This window comes from Aquitalea aquatica, assembly GCF_013911085.1.
Lineage (GTDB): Bacteria > Pseudomonadota > Gammaproteobacteria > Burkholderiales > Chromobacteriaceae > Aquitalea > Aquitalea aquatica.
Map to the genome: position 1 here is coordinate 12259 of NZ_JACERN010000014.1, position 17456 is coordinate 29714.

24 protein-coding genes are annotated in these 17456 nt (G+C 58.7%); all 24 read right to left on the reverse strand.

The features are described from left to right. Position 1 precedes the first annotated feature (1 nt). A complete protein-coding gene (locus tag H2Z84_RS03765; RefSeq protein WP_181834791.1) occupies positions 2 to 484 on the reverse strand; it encodes an HK97-gp10 family putative phage morphogenesis protein in 483 nt (160 codons plus the stop codon). A gap of 177 nt (positions 485 to 661) precedes the next feature. Continuing rightward, entirely contained in the window at positions 662 to 1054 is a 393-nt protein-coding gene (locus H2Z84_RS03770) for a hypothetical protein (RefSeq protein ID WP_181834792.1), read from the reverse strand. Positions 1055 to 1143: 89 nt separating this feature from the next. Beyond that, positions 1144 to 1575 carry a hypothetical protein gene (locus H2Z84_RS03775; protein WP_181834793.1) on the reverse strand — a complete coding sequence of 144 codons (432 nt, stop codon included), beginning with the start codon at positions 1573 to 1575 and terminating at the stop codon, positions 1144 to 1146. A 51-nt stretch (positions 1576 to 1626) separates the two neighbouring features. Further along, positions 1627 to 3177: a phage tail protein gene (locus H2Z84_RS03780; RefSeq protein WP_181834794.1), complete on the reverse strand. Its 1551-nt coding sequence runs from the start codon at positions 3175 to 3177 to the stop codon at positions 1627 to 1629. A gap of 63 nt (positions 3178 to 3240) precedes the next feature. Continuing rightward, the gene (locus H2Z84_RS03785; RefSeq protein ID WP_181834795.1) at positions 3241 to 3408 is read right to left on the reverse strand and encodes a hypothetical protein; all 168 of its coding nucleotides are present in this window, start codon (positions 3406 to 3408) and stop codon (positions 3241 to 3243) included. A 3-nt stretch (positions 3409 to 3411) separates the two neighbouring features. After that, the gene (locus H2Z84_RS03790; protein WP_181834796.1) at positions 3412 to 4248 is read right to left on the reverse strand and encodes a hypothetical protein; all 837 of its coding nucleotides are present in this window, start codon (positions 4246 to 4248) and stop codon (positions 3412 to 3414) included. A 1-nt stretch (position 4249) separates the two neighbouring features. Then, a complete protein-coding gene (locus H2Z84_RS03795) occupies positions 4250 to 4888 on the reverse strand; it encodes a hypothetical protein (protein WP_181834797.1) in 639 nt (212 codons plus the stop codon). A 3-nt stretch (positions 4889 to 4891) separates the two neighbouring features. Next, positions 4892 to 5293 (reverse strand): hypothetical protein, encoded by a 402-nt coding sequence (locus H2Z84_RS03800; RefSeq protein ID WP_181834798.1) that lies wholly within the window; start codon positions 5291 to 5293, stop codon positions 4892 to 4894. Positions 5294 to 5295: 2 nt separating this feature from the next. After that, positions 5296 to 5514 (reverse strand): hypothetical protein, encoded by a 219-nt coding sequence (locus H2Z84_RS03805; protein ID WP_181834879.1) that lies wholly within the window; start codon positions 5512 to 5514, stop codon positions 5296 to 5298. 42 nt (positions 5515 to 5556) lie between these two features. Next, positions 5557 to 6723, reverse strand: a complete 1167-nt coding sequence (locus tag H2Z84_RS03810) for a major capsid protein (RefSeq protein ID WP_181834799.1) — start codon at positions 6721 to 6723, stop codon at positions 5557 to 5559. Between the two features lie 156 nt (positions 6724 to 6879). Continuing rightward, the gene (locus tag H2Z84_RS03815) at positions 6880 to 7647 is read right to left on the reverse strand and encodes a DUF6651 domain-containing protein (protein ID WP_181834800.1); all 768 of its coding nucleotides are present in this window, start codon (positions 7645 to 7647) and stop codon (positions 6880 to 6882) included. 90 nt (positions 7648 to 7737) lie between these two features. Then, positions 7738 to 9123 (reverse strand): DUF4055 domain-containing protein, encoded by a 1386-nt coding sequence (locus H2Z84_RS03820; protein ID WP_181834801.1) that lies wholly within the window; start codon positions 9121 to 9123, stop codon positions 7738 to 7740. Between the two features lie 34 nt (positions 9124 to 9157). Beyond that, positions 9158 to 10708, reverse strand: a complete 1551-nt coding sequence (locus tag H2Z84_RS03825) for a phage terminase large subunit (protein ID WP_181834802.1) — start codon at positions 10706 to 10708, stop codon at positions 9158 to 9160. Further along, entirely contained in the window at positions 10705 to 11367 is a 663-nt protein-coding gene (locus H2Z84_RS03830; protein ID WP_309545431.1) for an HGGxSTG domain-containing protein, read from the reverse strand. The genes H2Z84_RS03825 and H2Z84_RS03830 overlap by 4 nt, the downstream gene beginning before the upstream one ends. Positions 11368 to 11472: 105 nt before the next feature. Beyond that, complete coding sequence (locus H2Z84_RS03835) at positions 11473 to 11673, reverse strand: hypothetical protein (protein WP_181834804.1); 201 nt, start codon at positions 11671 to 11673, stop codon at positions 11473 to 11475. Positions 11674 to 11805: 132 nt separating this feature from the next. After that, complete coding sequence (locus H2Z84_RS03840; protein WP_181834805.1) at positions 11806 to 12657, reverse strand: BRO-N domain-containing protein; 852 nt, start codon at positions 12655 to 12657, stop codon at positions 11806 to 11808. A gap of 348 nt (positions 12658 to 13005) precedes the next feature. Continuing rightward, positions 13006 to 13521, reverse strand: a complete 516-nt coding sequence (locus H2Z84_RS03845; RefSeq protein WP_181834806.1) for a hypothetical protein — start codon at positions 13519 to 13521, stop codon at positions 13006 to 13008. A gap of 10 nt (positions 13522 to 13531) precedes the next feature. After that, the gene (locus H2Z84_RS03850) at positions 13532 to 14113 is read right to left on the reverse strand and encodes a hypothetical protein (protein WP_181834807.1); all 582 of its coding nucleotides are present in this window, start codon (positions 14111 to 14113) and stop codon (positions 13532 to 13534) included. Between the two features lie 31 nt (positions 14114 to 14144). Continuing rightward, positions 14145 to 14591 (reverse strand): RusA family crossover junction endodeoxyribonuclease, encoded by a 447-nt coding sequence (locus H2Z84_RS03855; RefSeq protein WP_181834808.1) that lies wholly within the window; start codon positions 14589 to 14591, stop codon positions 14145 to 14147. Then, positions 14588 to 14797, reverse strand: coding sequence for a hypothetical protein (locus H2Z84_RS03860; protein ID WP_181834809.1), 210 nt, complete (start codon positions 14795 to 14797; stop codon positions 14588 to 14590). Before H2Z84_RS03860 ends, H2Z84_RS03855 begins: the two co-directional genes overlap by 4 nt. Continuing rightward, positions 14794 to 15471, reverse strand: coding sequence for a DUF6475 domain-containing protein (locus H2Z84_RS03865; RefSeq protein ID WP_181834810.1), 678 nt, complete (start codon positions 15469 to 15471; stop codon positions 14794 to 14796). The genes H2Z84_RS03860 and H2Z84_RS03865 overlap by 4 nt, the downstream gene beginning before the upstream one ends. After that, positions 15468 to 16280, reverse strand: coding sequence for a YdaU family protein (locus tag H2Z84_RS03870; protein WP_181834811.1), 813 nt, complete (start codon positions 16278 to 16280; stop codon positions 15468 to 15470). Before H2Z84_RS03870 ends, H2Z84_RS03865 begins: the two co-directional genes overlap by 4 nt. Next, positions 16277 to 17119 carry a DNA adenine methylase gene (locus tag H2Z84_RS03875; protein ID WP_181834812.1) on the reverse strand — a complete coding sequence of 281 codons (843 nt, stop codon included), beginning with the start codon at positions 17117 to 17119 and terminating at the stop codon, positions 16277 to 16279. Before H2Z84_RS03875 ends, H2Z84_RS03870 begins: the two co-directional genes overlap by 4 nt. A 157-nt stretch (positions 17120 to 17276) precedes the next feature. Beyond that, the gene (locus tag H2Z84_RS03880; protein ID WP_181834813.1) at positions 17277 to 17456 is read right to left on the reverse strand and encodes a hypothetical protein; all 180 of its coding nucleotides are present in this window, start codon (positions 17454 to 17456) and stop codon (positions 17277 to 17279) included.

The window sequence follows — 17456 nt, forward strand, 5'->3', positions numbered from 1 at the left end:
CTCAGTCCTCATAGCCCAGGTCAGGGTGAATCCGCTCACCACCCACCAGTCCCGACACGGCCGCCTTGCCTATCACCTTAAGGATGAAATCCTTGTTTCGGAACAGTGCCGGGCCCATCACCGGCCGGGGCGGCATCTTGGCGGTTCCGAATTCGTGGTAAACCATCTTCGGGTCTTTTGACCCGATCACCGCTTCAAGCCCATGCACTTCATGCGTGATGCTGTCGCGCATCTCGCCAGAACGCAGCAGCGGCGCATCCACCGGATAGCCGTGGGCGGCCTTGTCCTGCTCTGTGGAGTCGGCCAGATCTGCCCATTCAGAGAATGGCCCTACAGCGCTCTGGTAGTGACCAATTTCATCTTTGGCGGTCTGCTCGATCTTTCTGGCGCACACTTCAAGGCCGTGCTGCAGCTCGATAACCTGCTGTGCCGGCAGGGACGCAAAGTGGAGGGCCAAGTCGCCCAGCGTCTTGAACTCAACCATCCTTGCGCTCCTTGAACTGCATTGCATGCCAATCGAACTCGTTGCCCTCAAACTCGCTGAAGGTGATCGACATGGCCGTCCGCTCATGCGCCATCAGTGGCCCGACATCAAACACCCTGTCGAATGGAACCCCGTTTCGTACCAGCCAGCAGCGGCTGCGGAAATCGGGGTTCTGGGCTAGTTTTTTGCGGCGGCCTGCTCAGCGCTTTGCGCTGCCTTGTCGGCTTCTTCCTTCATGGCCTCGAACTTGGCCAGCATGTGTAGGTTGATAGCTGCCATGCCTTCGGTACCAAGGATTTTCAGCATGCCTTCCAGCTGGGTGATAGTGCCGGGCAGGCCGTAGTAGTCCTCGTCGATGTATTCGACCATGGCGGCCGGCAGGGCGAAGCCGTTCATGTAGGTGGCGTTGGCTGCCACATCGCCACCCACAGCCATGACCAAGCGCGCCTGCTGCAGTGGGTCCAGCTGGCGCAGGGTAATTACCCGGCCTTTGCTATCGGTGACGGTTTCTTTGGTGGGGGCGGCCGGCTTGGCAGCCTCTTGCGGGGTGTCGTGTACTTTCAGAACCATGATGGTGTCCTCTCGTCAGAAGTCGTCAGATTGGCGTGGCTGGCCGGCGACGAACCCGGCCACGGTACCCCGCTGCCACGCCGAAGGGGTCAGCCCACTTTCTTGCGGCGGCGGGCGGTGAACTTGAAGGATTGCGGGACGGTTTTGTCGCCTTGCTTGGTACCAGCATTGTCCAGACGCAGCACCACGCCTTCGTAGCGATACACAGAAGTGCTGCCGCCAGTCTCGGTAATGGTCTCGGTGATGGTGACGGTGCCGTTGCTCACGCCGTTGAACCAGTTGTCTTCCCATTGGGCCTGGTAGTTGTCGGCGGTGGCATCGACCCGTTCGATTTCAATGTCACCATCCCAACCCTTGGGGGTAAGGAGCTCGTCGGTATTGCCATCCAACGTGGTGATTTCCTGGTTGGCGAACTTCGGCTTGCTGGAAAACTTGGTGACCTTGGGCAGGCGGAGCGGTCCGCTCGCCGTGATGATGTCGATGGCGACATCACGCCCCAGGCTGTAACCCTGATCTGCCATAGCAGTCTCCTAAATAGCAAAGCCCCTCACGAAGAGGGCCTGCAGGTTTAATTAGCGCGGGGTGGTCGATACGGTGATGGACACGGAGCCACCGCCTTCAATATTGACGAGGAAGTAGCGGACTTCATTCAGGTATTTCACCTGCACGTCAGCCTGCATGTAACCCAGCGCCACGCGGCTGTCTGGGTTGTTGGTCTTATCCAGCTGCACGCTGAAGCACGGCCCGCCATTCGGGTCGCCGATCATGCCTTGGCCTTGCAGGTTGGCAAGGAAGGTTTCAATCGAGGACTTGGTTTCTCGGCGCAGGTCCAGCGTCTGGTTCTGACCAATCACGTAGCCGTATGCCGCAGCAATGGTCAGGCAGACAAAATTCGTCATCCGGGTGTAGGTGTCCCGGTTCTGCGTGGGGTTGCTGGAGCAGTTCAGGCCGGAGCGGTGGCCAAAGTAGTTGCCGCCAGGGCAGGGGTTGGTGATCACATCCAGTCGAGCGGTGTTGATCGCGCCGATTTCTGCCTGGCTGTACGGTTGGCTCGCCGTCACACGCTGGGTGCTGACCACCGTGGTCAACTTCTTGTTTAGCGGCGAGATATGCGGCGACAGGGCTGCCAGTTCGGCAGCAGAAAAGGTGGCCGGAGCCAACATGCGGTTGATACCGTTGACTTGGTCATACCAGTACACCCAGTCACCAACCATGACCTTCAGGGCGTAGCCGTCCACGCCAGCGGTATTCAGTGTGGTGGAAACGCTGGCGTAGGTTGCCCCTGCGGTGCCCTGGGTATGCACGTAGCAACCCTCAGCCAAGCCGAAGGTCAGCATGGCCGGCCATTGGGTACTGTCAGTCAGGTCGATCAGATTGACCACCTGTGCACCGCTGCCACGCAGCGCATACATGCCCTTGCGAGTGGTGCTGGTGCCATCGGTACCGACCAGCAGGGCATCGGTAATGGTCGTCGCACCATCCGTGCCGCCAGTCAGCGAATAAACCGTGCTGACGTTCGGAGTGGTCGTGGATGTGCCGACCGTAGCCACGACGAGTTGCGAAGCACCACGGATGCCAGACTGGCCGTTATTCACTGCCGACACCATGTTGGTCCACAGTGCAGCGCCGCTACCGGTGATGTTATCGAAGACCTCCGGCGTCTGGCCCGGCATGTTAATGGTCAGCTTGTAGCTACCCACGGCAGTGCCAGTGGTAACGGCCGCCTGAATGTTGTTGCCCAGCGTACCGGCGTAGAAGCCGGTAAGAGTGATGCCGGTCACGGTGCCGGCGACATCCTTCACGGCCACACTGGCGGCCACATCAGTGCCATCAGTGATGCGCACGGCGCGGATATTGGCCGCACCCAGCTGCAGCGACACGGCCACGGCGGTGGCCAGATCGTACTTGCGTACTTGTTGGTTGCCGATCAGGCGCTGCATGTCAGCAGGCGAGCCGATCAGGAACGGGCTATTGGTCGGTCCCCACGATGCGACGCCCACAATGCCGAGGATATCCGTGGCCACGCCGTTGATCAGGCGGACTTTCGGTGCAAGGACCTGTACATACAGGTCGGGCGCGGTAAGCGCGGCGGTATTCAAACTGCCTGCCTGGTAAACGGGCATGGCGTTCCTCCTGAAATGAAAAAACCCGCCATGAGGCGGGTTCTATCGTTGAGCGGTCAGTGCTTATTCTGCGGTCGGCGTGATCTTGTTCACGTAGCCGGCGCATTCGCCAGCCAGGATGTCGGCAACAGCCTGGGCATCCTTGATGTGATCACCGCGCTGGTAGTCGGCAAAGGGGCGAATCACCACCAGCTCAAAGGCCGGGGCGGCGGGGGCGGACTTGTCTGCCATGGGTTACTCCTGAATGGTTCGGATGGGTTGGCCGTTGGCCTGATTGGTGATGCTGATGACCGGAGCGATGACTTGCGGCGCTGCGGCGGTCTGCGTGGTAGCGAAATCGACGGTAAAAATCAGATCGCGGCGATAGAGGCCAGACTTCTGCGTCTGGTCACTTTCGAAGCTGTGGCTGTACAGCAAGATGCCGTGCGAGCCATCCGGGAACACAACGTCGCTGCTGATCGACAAGGCCGCATCCACCACGCCCGCAACAGCTGAGCGCATGGCCGGTGTCTGCGCCCAGATGCTGACCTGGAATTGCTTTTCCTGCCTGCGCAACTCCTGCATGGCAGTGCCAACAGCACCGACCCGCGCAATCACGCTGTACGCGCCAGGAATGGTCAAGGTCGCGCCGTTGCTGCTGGCGGCAGGGAAGTCGCCATGCAGCAGGGCTACAAGCGCCGTGGCGATACCAGCCAGCGTGTCGGTTGCCTGCACGGCATAGGCGTAACCCTTGCCATTGACCAGCAGGTACAGGTTCTGTGGCGTGGTAACCGTACCCCCCAGCACCACCTGATTGAGCGTCACTGCTGCAGTGATGGTAGGGGTGCCGGGGGCGGTTACTTGCCAGCGCCTGCCGATGTGTCGGCTGGTTCTGCGCTCTGTTGGCAGCGGGTACACGCTGACGTGGGCCTTGCCGGCCTTGAGGTCACTCTCAAGGACGTTCGGCACTGGCCAGCCGGCGTAAGCCTTTACCGGTACGCCAGCCGCGCTGGCTCCGCTGGTGCCATTCGGATAGATCGCTTGGGCAGTCATGGCTGCGAGAGCATTGAGAACGTCGGTAACGTCAGCCATATCACACCTGCTCTTGTCTTGCCGTCATGCGCCAACCCATGTCGGTCAGCTCAGCGCTGGAGATAGCATACTTGCGCCCGAGGTCGTCGGTGATGATGTCGCTGGTGCGCAGCACGATACCGGGCCATGCAGGCATCAGAATGGCCCACCAGGGCGTACGGACATCCCCCGGCAGCTTGGCTTCGTTCTGCTCGCCCTTTGTGCCCTGTAGGATGCTTGCGGGCCAGCCGGACATCAGCACCTGCTCGGTTTCTAACGTGTCGCCGCCATAGTCAATCTGGCCGACGCTAGAGTCCATGCCCACACGCAGTACGCTGACGGTGCGGTTGCACTGCACGCAGTAGATCGGCAGCAGGTCCTGCATGGCGGCAACGAAATACGTTCCTTGGCGCCCGACCAAAAAGTCACCAGGCTCAACATTCGTGCCATCGAAAATGCCCAGCCAGGTGGCCTGGCCGTATTTGTTCGGCTGATTGAAGGTGAAATTGGTAGTGAAAGAGCAGGGCAGCGATTGCAGTGCGGTGGTAGATAGCGGATTGCTGGGTGATGTCGCCCGGAACTGCTGATAGGGAAACCCGATCCGCTGAGCTGCCTTGCCATAGCCCTTGTATACCTTGGTGATCAGCTTGCTGCCGTTCATCGCTTACCCCCGTGTCACGCGAATGCCGCCACCCAACCCAAGGCCAGGGCCTGGCGTTGCGCCAATGAACTGGCACATGCGCCGGCGCCAGGAATCAAACAGCCGGTCACGGTCGGCCTGCTCAAGGGCGTTGTGAGTCCAGACGGAGGCCTGTGCCGTGTCCAGATTGTCACGAATGCCGATGATGTCCTGCTCCATGTTGTTCAGCGGGGTCAGGTAGGTGTTGATCAGCACCGCTTCTTCACTGGCACTCAGGGTGGTCAGCCGCTGATGAAGCGACATGGTGACCATGCCGAACTGCACATAGACCACATCCTGATCATTGGTGATCGGCATAGTGGTGCCGGCCAAGGCATATCCCATGTAGCGGCGGGTGTCGGCCATCTGTGCATCGGTCAATGCCATTTTCAGGCCCCTTCGTTGCCGCCTTGGGTGGTAGTGGTGTCGGTCGTGCAATCACCATTGGTGTCAGTAGTCGCCGCTGCAGTCTTTTTGCCCTTGGCTTTCTTGGCCGACTCGTCGAACAGTTCATGTTCTTCGGTCAGATCAGTTTTGTTGATGACGATGTAACCGAGCAGGTTTTCAGCAGTCACGTCAGCGGTAATCTTTACGGTTTCCAGTTCCATGATGGTCTCCAGGCAAGGGGCCGAAGCCCCTTGTATCGTCGATTAACCCAGCAGCTGGGCGATGTGGTTGGACTTGATGGCTTGGCAGCCCCAAGCCAGACGCACGTGGTAGACGAGCTGCATGAACTGGCGGTACACAGCCACATCGAACACGATGCCACTCACCGGGTCGGTCACCTGGATTACGTCATCGGCCATATCCATAGCCTTACCATCCGGGCCAATCGGCATTTGCGGAGAGCGGGTGATCAGCTGGATCGCGCTGGAGCTGAACGACAGGTTCGGCGTGGCGGTAGCGCCAACCGTGACTGCGGTAGCAGAAGCCGGAATTGCTTGGAGCAAACCAGGGGCTGCAATCGTCACGGCGCCTGCAGCCGCAATGCCACCGGTGACGATGTACTTGTTCGAGTCGCCGGCAAAAGTGATGGTATTACCATTCAGGATGGTGCCGGAGCCGGTGATCAGGTTGATGGCCGTGGCACCGATGGCGTAGCCAGCAGTGTCGGTGGTGTAGCTGGCACCGGTGCCCTTAGCGACCGATTGCACCGCATTGGAGTTGCGGATCATCTGGCCTTCCAGTTGGCCGATGATGCCGCGGCGCAGCAGTTCATCAGTGCCGGATTCGTTCACCTTGAACAGCACGTTCTGCTTGCCGCGCAGGTTGGCAATGGCGGAGGAGCCCAGAACCAGGTTCAGATCGGTCTGCGGTGCACCGTTGTCATCCAGAATCTTGCGCACCTGGGCGATATCGGACAGATCGCCAGCAGTGCCAAAGGGGGCCGTGCCGGGAGTACCGTAGGCGCGGGAAGCATTCTGGTAGGCAGTGGCGAACAGATCGGTTTCGATCTGGTTCGACAGGGTGCGGAATGCCTGGGTGAACTGGTTTTTCAAGATGCCAGCGTAGGTCCCGGCATTGTTCAGGCCGCGCTGTTCTTCACCGTTCCAGCGGATCGGGTAGTGCTTCGATTTGCTGATGGTCATCGACACGTTGCCGATGTTGCTGTCACCGGTGTTCGGGGCGGTAACGCTCGGGGTGTTGTCACCCAGCGCACCTTGCGCAGCAATCGGAATCAGGATGGATTCGCCCACGGCAGCGCGTTCGGCGCTGGAGTTGCGGGCCACGGCCGGGATAAAGCCGATTTGTTCGCGGGACACGATATCCAGCGATTCATAGATGGTCGGGATCAACCCGGTCAAGGTATTTGCCATGAGGCATATCTCCAGATAATGGTGATGAGTGAATGAATCCGTGCATCGGGCCATCCAGCCCATTCGCGGCACCCCATCCGGGGTTAGATCCAGAAATGCAAAACCCCACCGAAGTGGGGTTCTTTACAGACGACAGTGCGTGACGGTCGCGGTAAATCAGTCAACGAGGGCCAGCTCACCTTTGCTTGCAGCTTGGGCGGTCGAGGCCTGCTCGGTCGGGGGCAGGGCATTGAATTGAGCGCGGGTAACGGTGCGCTTGCCGCCGGCACCGCTACCACCACCCTGAGCGCCACTACCAGAGGCACCGGAGCCCTTCAGGATGTGATCCTTGTGCGGGTAGGCATCCACCAGCAGTTCCAGTGCTTCGTCGAAGCTGGCCAGTTCGCCTGGCGAGGAGCGGCTGTACAGTTTGTTGCCAGCGGAGTCCTTAGCAACGATCTTGCCATCCTCCAGCGAGAAGGCATTGCCGAAACGTGCCTGTACCAGGTCAGCCGGGATTGCAAACTTCTCGGCGATCAGCTTGGAGCGTGAGAACGCACCGCCAATACGCTCGCTGTGTAGTTCGGCTTCCAGCTGAGTGGCCTTTTCGACGAAGGGCTGGTATTTGGCCTCCAGCGCCTTGGATACCTCAGCCTTGATCTTGTCGACTTCGCCGGCATCAACCAGCTTCTTAGCGTCCAGATTGGCCACGACGCCCAGGGCCTTGCGGGCCGCGTCGGCATCATCAATACCTTCGAACAACTTCAGCCGGCTTTCCGCACCCTCGGCACGTTCACGGTGGGACTTGGCCTCACCGTTCAGCCGGGAAATGGTGTTGACGGTGGCAACTGCATCGAACGGCACTTCTTTGCTGTCGTCGTGCACGTACACCGGCTTGCCATCAACAACGACAACATGGCCTTGATCATCAAGCTTCAGTTTCATGGTCATCCAACCTATTCAATGGGCTATCCAGCCCAGGGCACCCCATCGCATCCGCGAATTTGGGCAAGAAAAAACCCGCCGGGTGGCGGGTCAGGTAATCAACTCGGATTTGGTGGGCTTGGGCAGGGCGGCTGCCTTCGCTATTTCCTTCGGCACATCCACGTCGGGGCTGAGAATACCGCGTCGCTTCAGCTCATTTAGCAGGGTTTCCAGCGTCAGAGACCCGCCAGCCTCCATGTTGAACAGCAATTCGGCGTGTGCTTCTGCCAGTGTGGCGGCACCAAAATCAGAAAACAGGCTGATGTTGCCGGCATGAGTAATGCCAATCCACTCGGCAGCCACTGCCAGTGCCTGATCAATGGCGTTTTCCAGATGCTGGGTGATGCGCTGCAGGGCACACATGCCCGGCTCGTTGTCGGCCAGCGTCTGGGCCTCGGTGACGTTGCCCGGTTTGATGACCAGCAACTCCGCACCGATCTGCCTCATCCGGTCTTCAAGGTCCAGCAGCGACTTGCGGCCGGCCTCGATAGCGGCGCCGCTGTGCTCCACGTAGCGCAGATCGGAATCTGCGGCATCTGAACTCACCAGAGAGCCGGCACCGACCACAATGGCGGTCTGGCCAAGCTGGCGACCAAACAGCAGCGGCACCCTTGCAACGTGCAGAATGGATTGCTGATCCGACTTGCTCTGCCAGTGCTCAATGTTGGCATGCGCCAACTCCAGCATCGGCGGCGTACTGGTCATGAACCCGGTGCGCTTGCCGTACACCGGCACAAACGGGATGCCAGGGTAGGTGGTAGCGCCTTCCTGATGGACGAACCATTCTTCACCATCAGCAGACTGGCGCTTACGCCAGGCCTGCCACGTGCCGGGCGTGTAGACCTTGACCTGCTCGACCAGCTTTTCGCCGAATTCGCCGTCTTCCTCGAGGCACTGCTCCAGCAAGCGCAGTTGGATCAGCTTCCATTCACCACCATCAATCTGCGCCTTCCAGCCCAGAATGTTGCCCGGATGAATTTGTACAAAATAGGGGCGGATACCGCGCTGCTTTTCGTCAGCCCGGGTGCGCACCCCTTCAGCAACTGGCACATCCACCAGAATCCCGGCCATGCCGTAGGCCATTGCCTCGGCAGCGACATCGGCGGCAAACACGTCCAGATTTCGGCCTTGCAAGTCGATGTTTTCGAACAGTGCCTGCAGCTCGGCTGGCACAGCCTTATCCACCGTGATTGGCTTGGAAAATGGCTTGGCAGATAGTACCTCAACAGTACGCTGGTAGGCCGGGAAGAGGGTGGCCGTAGCCAATCTGGCCGCGTAGCTGTCTTTGTCTTCAGCCGGCCACTTGGGCAAGTAGCCCTGGCCAGCGTGGCGCATGGCCTTGGTGCCACCCATCAGCGCAGCCACGAGCTGCCAGTCATCCTGCATGGCTGCCACGGCTGCCGAAGGCTTGCGTACGGCGTCGTTTTTGACTTGCATGCGATTTCCTGAATGATCATGACCCGTAGCACGGCTACAGGCGCAGCGGGGTTTGTGTGGTGGTGCGCGATTTGGCAAGCACGCGATAGCGTGTCGCGTCCCAGTCGTGATCTTCGGCGGCGGTGTCAACGTCATCCGGGTTCCGCGTATCGCGCGGCAGAACCGGGATGCGGCTGATCCAGCCACGGCAATTCTCAAACACGTAGAACGCGGGTTCTTCAGGAAGGCCTGATTCGCTATCCCGTCCCTTAATTGCCGCTTCTAGCATGTCGCAGAACAAGGAGGCGCCATTGATTCGGCTGCCTGGGCGCTTGTCTGACTCAATCCATTCGACGCCTTGCTTCTTCATTTTGTCGGCAATCGAAAGTTCGTTGTCTCCAGTATTGAAGATGGCAGAGTCAGCCGGACCTGATGCCACTCGCTGACAAATGCCAGGCTGGATGTTCATCTGGCCAACCTTGGCCGCAACCGGCATGTCTACCATTTGGCCAGTCAGCCGCGCGTCGACCCACTTCACGACCCTGGCGACATCAGATGACGGCATATTCAAGCCGACGTTCATTTCCTCTGGCGGGCAGCCATACCACTCGCCAATCAGGAATAGCGTCCCGCGAGGAAAGCGGACTGTGCGGCCATCAATTACCGCTGGCGCACCATCGGACTCTGCCCACCAAAGGTTGGCGAATGGTTTAGATTCTCCCCAGTCATGCGAGCGATCGACTCGCCAGCCAGCTGGAATTGCAAACGGTTTGACCACATGCACCGCTTCACGCCACAGGTGATCGAATCTGCCGCCGCTAGTGACGTCCCATGAGCCTTCCACCCACGCTTTGCGTTTGTTTGTGTCTTTGATCGCCATCAGGGTGGCGACGTACACCGGGTCGAGGTATGGGTTTTCCTTGTAGCTGCCATGGATCGCAACCCGTGTCAGGGTGATGTCTTCTTCCTGTTTGGTTTGTGGGTTGAAAACTGTTTGCGTGGTGCGCAGTACGCGCCCTCGCGGCACGGGTTCAATAAAGCGTTTTTTAACCCACGCGTGACCGATCCCAAAGGGATTGGTTGTGCTGAACGTCTCAAGCGGAATCGATGGCAAAAGCAATCCGTCTGGCCGCTGGTAGTCTTGCGGCCGAAACGACGATCGGCGGCAAGACATCATGGCCTCGTAGAAAGCCGAGCTCTTTTGCTTGGTCAGCTCATTGAAACCAATGAAAGGGAATTCCTGTCCGTGGTAGTCCCAGTAGTCATCTTCATCGTCGGCGAACCGGAAAAGCAGCTCTTCGCCAGTTGGCCAAACCCACTTGAGCTCTGATGCAGACGATTTGAAGCGCGCACCATCATTGAAGAGCCGGTACATCCGCTTGCTTTGCGTGATGATGTCAGCCAGGTTCTTGTACTCGACATCAAAGATGATGCCTCGCCAGAATGACCCATAGCCCAGCCCGACCAGCCGCCGGAAGCGGGCCAGCTGTGCGGCGGTCTTTCCTGGTCCACGGGTTCCTTCGAACAGGATCTCATTGCAAGGGCAGGAGAGGGCGAGCGACTGCGACCCCGGCAGCGGCTTCCACACAATGTTGTACGCTGTCATCGGCCTAAGGTCTTGTCTTGCTGTGCCGAAGCCACTTGCTCCCAGCTGTCTACGCTGTCAGCCGTTGGCACTGGCATGATGTTGTTGGTTACTGCACCGCTGCTTAACTGCTTCGCCCGGGTTTGCTTGTCGATTTCCAGCCGCTTCAGCTCAACATCAACCTGGTTCATCTCACCATCACGGACATTCTTGCCGCGCTTCAGATCGGTGTCCGCCTGGATGGCCAGGATCTGGACCCGGCGCAGCTCCAGCGATTCGATACGCCCGGTCAGGCGGTCAATCAGGGTGGCGTAGTCCTTCACCTGGCGCTTTTCTTCGTCGCCTGCGGCCATTGGCCCACCGCCAGAGCGTTCGACGGTTTCTACCAGCTCCAGCGTATCGCCGCGCTCTTGCTCAAGCTGCAGGGCGCGCATCAGTCGGATGCGAGTAAGCCGCAGCTCCTCGTCAACACTGCCCAGCTCCAAGCTGGCAGCAATGGCCTGTTCTTCCTTTGTGAGGTACTGGCTGTACAGGCTGCCCGGCCTAGCGGCGTTCTTGTTTCCGCGCTGATTCTTCGGTCCTGTGCTTTTACCGCCATGCAAGGCACACCGGCGCTTGCCCGGTAATGCCTCGCGCTGGCACTTCCCGCCTTTGCGGGTTGTCGCCCCGCACTTCGGCATGGGATGCACCTCTCCATGGGGTTAGTTCGCAGAGGAATAAGAAAACCGGCTTTCGCCGGTCGCAGATAGATCACCTCCGATCAAGGGTCGGCAATCTTGGGGGAGTCAGACGCGCACCATCTCCGGTACGCGGTGGCGGGGCAGCACAACATAGTCGTCAGGCTTGCCCGGCTCAAGGTAGGCGAAGCGGATCGTGGTCTGGCCGATCTCAGCCACACGGGCAGCTCGTCCGGAGGCCATGAGCACATGCTGGTCCTGCTTCAGGTGGCAGGCGTCTAACACTGACTTGGCGTGTTCCATGTGCATGACGATGGCTCCAGAAACGACAAAGCCCCGCACGGTGGCGAGGCCTGAAAAAGCAAAAGCCCGAACACTGGACGTGATTCGGGCTGCTGCAAATATCGTAGTTTTGTGACACTTGCTTGTCAAGCGCTTGCGCTATCCGAGTACTCTGCGCTCCATGGATAGGTATGTCTGGCGGCAGTATTCACGTACTTTTTTGGTGTTGCTCAGAAATGGCCAGATTTCATGCCCACTGTCAAAAGCGCCGGCGGCCAATGGCGATTTCATCATGCGTAGCGGGGCCTCAAGCCTTCTCAGCAAATCTGCCGCCCTTTCTGCTTTGGAGAACACGCCCGACAGCGCAGCAGCCTCTTGCTCGGTTAATAGGTAACCGGTCTGTTTCTGTGGCAACTCCTTCTGCGCAGGCATCCATTCTCCTTCGATGGCCACGCGGCTCATCAGGCTGACCACGTTGATGAAATCGCTATCCGGCACATCCTTGTAGCTGCATCCGAATTTGGACTTGACGCTGGACCACAGCGTGATGGATAGCTTGGCGCGCTTGTCGGCTGGGGCGGCGGACACAATGGCCTTGTGGTGCGCCTTTACTGCGTCCTGATGGTCTTTACTCAGGCCGAGCAGGTGGACTTCGCGGGTGGCTTCGGGGCGGTAGCCTCCGGTTTTCGCTACCGAGTCGAGGATGTCCAGTACCCACTTGCGGAACGCCTTGGCCACGGCAGTGCGGGCAAACATGGCCAGCAGGTGAGCGCCGCGCAGGGAGAAGATGCGAACGGTGATTTCTCCCAGATTTCCCGGGCCCGTCAATTTGACGGCCCCAGACATGGCACCAGTGAATTCGTCAGAATTGCGGTAGTAGATGCGGCTGACCGAGTCTTCGCGGGCATAACCCAGTGCGCGGGCAATGTCGGCAGCTTTGAGCCAGGGTTGACCGTCTTGGTCAATAACGTCGAATTGGGTGTTTTGGAAAACAAGGGAAGTGGAAGACATGGCAAATCTCCAGAACAGAAGTGTTGATTTCTGCCGTCCCGCGACCAAACGGGGTGGGCAGACTGTGCAGGTTGGTCGACCGGGTCCTGGAACCGGCAGGGCTTGCGCCCTCCCGCACAGCCCGCCCATAGAGGGTGTAGCCATGCTGCAGACGAAAAAATACCGCTTACGCGGCAGTTGTCTGCCAGAAACTCCGGGCGACCAAGCCCGTATCGCGCTATTGAACGCGACACGGCTAGATTAGCCCGGACAAAACGAAAAGTCAAAAATCCACACAATCTATCTGTGCGAAGTTATTTTTACTGCTGACGTGCAAGGGTTGCCGTTTACTAAGAAAATCGTTTCTAGCTATGCTGCTGCGCCGAGAATTGCCGATTCTGATCGTGCATCGGCGTAGCAAAGTCGCTCAAGCATCTCCGCGTGCGGTTTCTCCAGCGCGGCATACGCCTTGTGCATCAGCAACTCCACGGCTTTGATCACAGCTTTTTCGTAGCGATGCACGGTACGGTAGTTGACATGTGCACGATCCCCCAGCTCACGACAACCCGGCCCTTCACCAGTCGCCCACTTGCGAATGATGTCCAGATCCGTCTTGAAGCCGAATCGGCAGGGCGTGTGCGTAGTCAGGTAGACCATCTCCGTTTCCCGCTGCACATGCAGCGCCCAGAGCACAGCGCGCTGCTCGGCCGGCAGCCGGTTGATCTTGAGCATGACCATTGCGGCCTGAGCCTTGAGATCGTGCGGCGTCACATCAGCAAACGCGGGGGAGGTCTGCTGCTCACCGAACTTCTGGACTTTGACCAGGCACACGGCCTCGATCTGGAAGCACCAACCAGTGAGCGATTTAATGTTGGAGAATTGCATATTGATCCAATCACTCCCTGATCGAAGAAGCTTTGATTAAATTTTCTTTTGCGGGAAGATATTGAAGGTTGCTTTCAACGTGCAGGCCGCAAACAGTTTTCCCAAGCAGCGGAATGATGTGATCAACATGAAAGCCAGATGGGCAGTTCTGATATATTTGTTTGATTGATTCGATATTTGCCCATGCCGGAGTCGCAATGATTGTTGCCTTTCTTCTTTTTTCAGAATAGGCCCGTTTTTCTTCTCGGTATTTTTCGGTTCCGGCCAAGGATTTGCGTCGATCCGCCATGTACGCGCGCTTATGCTCAGCCGTGCGCAGGTTGTATATCCGCCTTTTTTCTAAAACTTTATCCCTGTTTTCTTCTCTGTATTTCTTTACGGCAGCCTTTTTTGATTCGGCGTTATTTTTGTAGCGATCGGCATCGTACTTTTTTCTATCGTTAGCCTTTAATTCAATACACATAATGCACATGCCATTTGCTGTGCGTCTTCTGCTTATATGGCCCCTAATGCACGGCTCTCCCGTAAAGTAGATTTTTTCTCCGATAGCCTTTGCTTGCGCCCGCGTAGTTCTGATCGTCGAAAACTGCATCCCCATTCCCCCTTGTTGCTCTGTGTTTCTGTCAGGCTGCGAACAGTGCGCCCTGAATTTCTTCAACCACCACCAGTACCCCTGGCGTTGGTCCGTAGCGCTTGCACTTCACGACATCCACTGCCTGTACATCGTCCTTCCACACCACGCCATTCATGCCGTCGAACAGCGCCTTTTCCACGTTGTCGATGTCCGGCTTCTTGGTCGCGTACACCAGGCCCTGAAGCGCGGCTGCCTGCTTTTTCTTGGACCAGCTGGCGGGAATGGGCAGCGTGATGACCAGGGTTACGTGAGCAGGGCCGGTGATGGGTGGGCGGCCGGCCATCGCCTGAGCGGCAGATAGAGCAACCAGCCCCTCGTAGTTAACGGTCTTTTCCGGCGTGTACATCTGGGCGAAGCGTCCGCCACGAGTGGATACCTTGGGGCGGCCTTTGCCTACTGGCGTGCCGGGCACGTTGAAGTTGATTGTTGTGGTCATGCCGCTTTCCCTTTCTGATCGAGTTTCCATTCCGCAAGTACCCTGGCTTTCAGCGCTTCCACATCCTGGCCACGTTCAGCTGCACGGTGGTATGCCGCCAGCCGCTGGGGCTTGATCATCCGTGCCAGCATTCGGGCCTCGCAGGCCAGGCAGCCCATCTGGTAGATGTGCTTGTGGCGCTGGGCGCAGCTGTCGCAGGGTTTCATGCTGCTTGCTCCATGGGGTTGGTTTTCTCATCCCGCTTGTGAACCAGCTGCATGATCCGGTTGGCTTCGCCCACGGCCATCTGCTTCATGCCCAGTGCCGGCTTGTTGGTGCCGGACATCATCACGGCCATGGCCACATTGGCATCGCCCACCAGCATCGGCGGCTCTACGCGGTGGCCTTCCTTGCGGTTCTCTGCCTCGATGATGCCCACCAGCACCGGCAGGTATTCCGGTAGCTCCTGGCGGCTGGCAAAGGCCTTGTAGCGGTTCTCGAACTCCTTGGCCACGAACGGCCATTCGTCCTCGGTCTTGGTGCCGAGGGAAATCCAGCCGCCCATTTCGTGCAGTACGCGGTGGATCAGCGGATCGTCGAACACGACGCTGCTGTAGGTGCCGACTTGGCGCACGGCCTTGTCGACCTTGTGCCAGGCCTGCAGGGCCTTGTCCTGGCTAGAGCCGGCCATCATGCGGATCAGGTCAGCCGGCTTCGGCATGAACTGGCCGTTGTCGGGGTTGGTCACGTGGCGGTTCATGGCTTCGCGGAACACGGCGAGATCGACCTGCTTGAGGGCGCCCCAGTAGATCCCGATCGAGAACTCGGTCAGGCGCTTGCCGTACAGGTCGGCCACGGCCTGCAGCATGTCGACGAAGGTGTCGTAGTCGTTCTGGGTCATTGCTGGATGTCCTCCTGGTTGCCTTCGCCGAAGAGCATGGCCTTGGCACGCTGAGCGGCTGCGCGGTTGTGGTCGGTCAGGTTGGAGCTGCTGCCGGTAGTGCGGCGTGCCGGTTGCTGCTGGTACTTGCTGTCGCCGTGCTTGTTGGCGTTGCGCAGCCAGTTGCGGAACTTGGCAGGCCACTCGGCCAGCACCTCACCAGTCGAGGTGTAGTGGTCCACGAACTTGTCGCGCTCGGCTTGCAGGTCCAGGCCCATGTTGTGGGCAATGCCACGATGGCTCTGATCCGGCTCGAAGTTGGCGGGTACCAGGGTGCCGAGTGCAGCCTCGCGGGTGCGATTTCGCGCCTCACCCACGAAGGAAGGTTTACCTTCCGTAGTGGGTTTAGGTGAAGGTGATGGTGAAGGGCATTCCTCAAGCTGTGCTTCTGGTGTGCTTGTAGCATTGCTTGAAGCATTGCTTTTGCTTTCCTTAGACCATCGTGCAGCAGCTGCTTTCTTTGCTCTTTCTTCATGCTTGGCAGCATTCTCAGCGGCTGCTTGAAGCTCGGTATCCACACGCTTATGCAGCCACTCGCCACCCTCAACAAGGAACAGCCGGGCCAGCACAGGGCGGTGCTTCTTCCATTGCGGCATGGATAGCCGGGTGATGTTGGCCAGCGAGCCGTCATCATCCGGCAACGGGCCATTGCGCCAGTAATCCATGATGAGCAGCAGGTAGGCCCCGTGCTGCTCGGTTGTCAGCCGCGTGGTATCCGCCAGGTAGTCGGCGATATACAGCGGCATCCAGACGTTGGTTTTCTTGCTCATGCTGAAAGTCCTTGAAACAGCCCCGTGCCTTGGATGGCGGTGCTGCATGCTGGATTGAGCCAGACGACCTCCGTACGCTCTTTGGCGCCATCAGCAAGGGCTTTGCATTCATGGCGTTCCCAGCCTGGAAACAGCTCCTGGTCATATAGGTCGCAGGGGTATCCAGACAGCACGACCATTCCACGCAGTGTATGCAGGCCTCTGGCAAGCGCACGGTGGTCGTCATCGCTCATTTCGTGCTTGTAAGCCGGCGAGCGTGTGCGCAAATTTCTGGTGCTGTGAACGTAGGGCGGATCCACGTAATGGAGCGTTGTCTTGGCGTCGTGCTGGCGCATACACGCCATGGCGTCGCGGTTCTCGATCACCACGCCACGGAAGCGATCAACGATGCTGGCCAGCGCGTCTGGGAATCCCGCCCAGTCATGGGCAGGGGTCTTGTGGGTGCGGTTGCTATTGGCGCGGAATCCGGTTGACTGACCAGATGCGCCGGCGCTGCCAAAACCCATGTAAGAACGGATTAGGGTGCGGCGAGCTTGCTCGATTGGGTCGTCAGATGGCTCGTAAGCCTGCTGGAATTCGCTGCGACTGAATGGGGTTAGTGCTACTTGGCCCACCAGCAGCTCGCCATGCTCACGAATGACACGGAACAAGTTGACCACTTCGCCATCCAGATCGTTGTAGACCTCGGCATGGGCGCGATCCTTACGAAGCAAGACGCTAGCGCCGCCACCAAAAGGCTCTACATAGACGCGATGTGCCGGGAAAAACTGCATGAGCCACGGAGCAAGACGGAACTTACCGCCGTGATAGCGTAAGGCCGGTCTGGTAACTTGGCTCATACCGCCCCCCGCACAAAGAAAAACAGCGATGATGTGGGCTTGAAATGCCCATTACTTGTGGTCATAATTGCCTCTGACTTCCGAGTTATTCAGAACCCCGCTACGCCTCCACAGCAATCGCGGGGTTTTGTTTTTCCAGAAACGACAAAGGGCCTTTTCAGGCCTCCTTGTCCCGCTGTTCTCTCTTCCTAATCCCGATGACACCGTTCAATTTCCGGTCCATCGTTTCCACCCAGTATTCATTCAAGGGCTTCCCATCCCTTGCCCGGGCTATTTCCACCTGCGCAGCCAGTTCTGACGGAACCAGAATGCGGGTTTCGACGTGCTCTTCGCTCAT

Bases quoted from the DNA above. Each gene is read 5' to 3' on its own strand.
- H2Z84_RS03855 (WP_181834808.1), bottom strand. From the start codon at position 14,591: ATGACCACAACAATCAACTTCAACGTGCCCGGCACGCCAGTAGGCAAA.
- H2Z84_RS03820 (WP_181834801.1), bottom strand. From the start codon at position 9,123: ATGCAAGTCAAAAACGACGCCGTACGCAAGCCTTCGGCAGCCGTGGCA.
- H2Z84_RS03810 (WP_181834799.1), bottom strand. From the start codon at position 6,723: ATGGCAAATACCTTGACCGGGTTGATCCCGACCATCTATGAATCGCTG.
- H2Z84_RS03770 (WP_181834792.1), bottom strand. From the start codon at position 1,054: ATGGTTCTGAAAGTACACGACACCCCGCAAGAGGCTGCCAAGCCGGCC.
- H2Z84_RS03790 (WP_181834796.1), bottom strand. From the start codon at position 4,248: ATGGCTGACGTTACCGACGTTCTCAATGCTCTCGCAGCCATGACTGCC.
- H2Z84_RS03775 (WP_181834793.1), bottom strand. From the start codon at position 1,575: ATGGCAGATCAGGGTTACAGCCTGGGGCGTGATGTCGCCATCGACATC.
- H2Z84_RS03860 (WP_181834809.1), bottom strand. From the start codon at position 14,797: ATGAAACCCTGCGACAGCTGCGCCCAGCGCCACAAGCACATCTACCAG.
- H2Z84_RS03835 (WP_181834804.1), bottom strand. From the start codon at position 11,673: ATGCACATGGAACACGCCAAGTCAGTGTTAGACGCCTGCCACCTGAAG.
- H2Z84_RS03840 (WP_181834805.1), bottom strand. From the start codon at position 12,657: ATGTCTTCCACTTCCCTTGTTTTCCAAAACACCCAATTCGACGTTATT.
- H2Z84_RS03880 (WP_181834813.1), bottom strand. From the start codon at position 17,456: ATGAGCGAAGAGCACGTCGAAACCCGCATTCTGGTTCCGTCAGAACTG.
- H2Z84_RS03765 (WP_181834791.1), bottom strand. From the start codon at position 484: ATGGTTGAGTTCAAGACGCTGGGCGACTTGGCCCTCCACTTTGCGTCC.
- H2Z84_RS03870 (WP_181834811.1), bottom strand. From the start codon at position 16,280: ATGAGCAAGAAAACCAACGTCTGGATGCCGCTGTATATCGCCGACTAC.
- H2Z84_RS03845 (WP_181834806.1), bottom strand. From the start codon at position 13,521: ATGCAATTCTCCAACATTAAATCGCTCACTGGTTGGTGCTTCCAGATC.
- H2Z84_RS03850 (WP_181834807.1), bottom strand. From the start codon at position 14,113: ATGCAGTTTTCGACGATCAGAACTACGCGGGCGCAAGCAAAGGCTATC.
- H2Z84_RS03795 (WP_181834797.1), bottom strand. From the start codon at position 4,888: ATGAACGGCAGCAAGCTGATCACCAAGGTATACAAGGGCTATGGCAAG.
- H2Z84_RS03780 (WP_181834794.1), bottom strand. From the start codon at position 3,177: ATGCCCGTTTACCAGGCAGGCAGTTTGAATACCGCCGCGCTTACCGCG.
- H2Z84_RS03800 (WP_181834798.1), bottom strand. From the start codon at position 5,293: ATGGCATTGACCGATGCACAGATGGCCGACACCCGCCGCTACATGGGA.
- H2Z84_RS03785 (WP_181834795.1), bottom strand. From the start codon at position 3,408: ATGGCAGACAAGTCCGCCCCCGCCGCCCCGGCCTTTGAGCTGGTGGTG.
- H2Z84_RS03830 (WP_309545431.1), bottom strand. From the start codon at position 11,367: ATGCCGAAGTGCGGGGCGACAACCCGCAAAGGCGGGAAGTGCCAGCGC.
- H2Z84_RS03875 (WP_181834812.1), bottom strand. From the start codon at position 17,119: ATGAGCCAAGTTACCAGACCGGCCTTACGCTATCACGGCGGTAAGTTC.
- H2Z84_RS03865 (WP_181834810.1), bottom strand. From the start codon at position 15,471: ATGACCCAGAACGACTACGACACCTTCGTCGACATGCTGCAGGCCGTG.
- H2Z84_RS03815 (WP_181834800.1), bottom strand. From the start codon at position 7,647: ATGAAACTGAAGCTTGATGATCAAGGCCATGTTGTCGTTGTTGATGGC.
- H2Z84_RS03805 (WP_181834879.1), bottom strand. From the start codon at position 5,514: ATGGAACTGGAAACCGTAAAGATTACCGCTGACGTGACTGCTGAAAAC.
- H2Z84_RS03825 (WP_181834802.1), bottom strand. From the start codon at position 10,708: ATGACAGCGTACAACATTGTGTGGAAGCCGCTGCCGGGGTCGCAGTCG.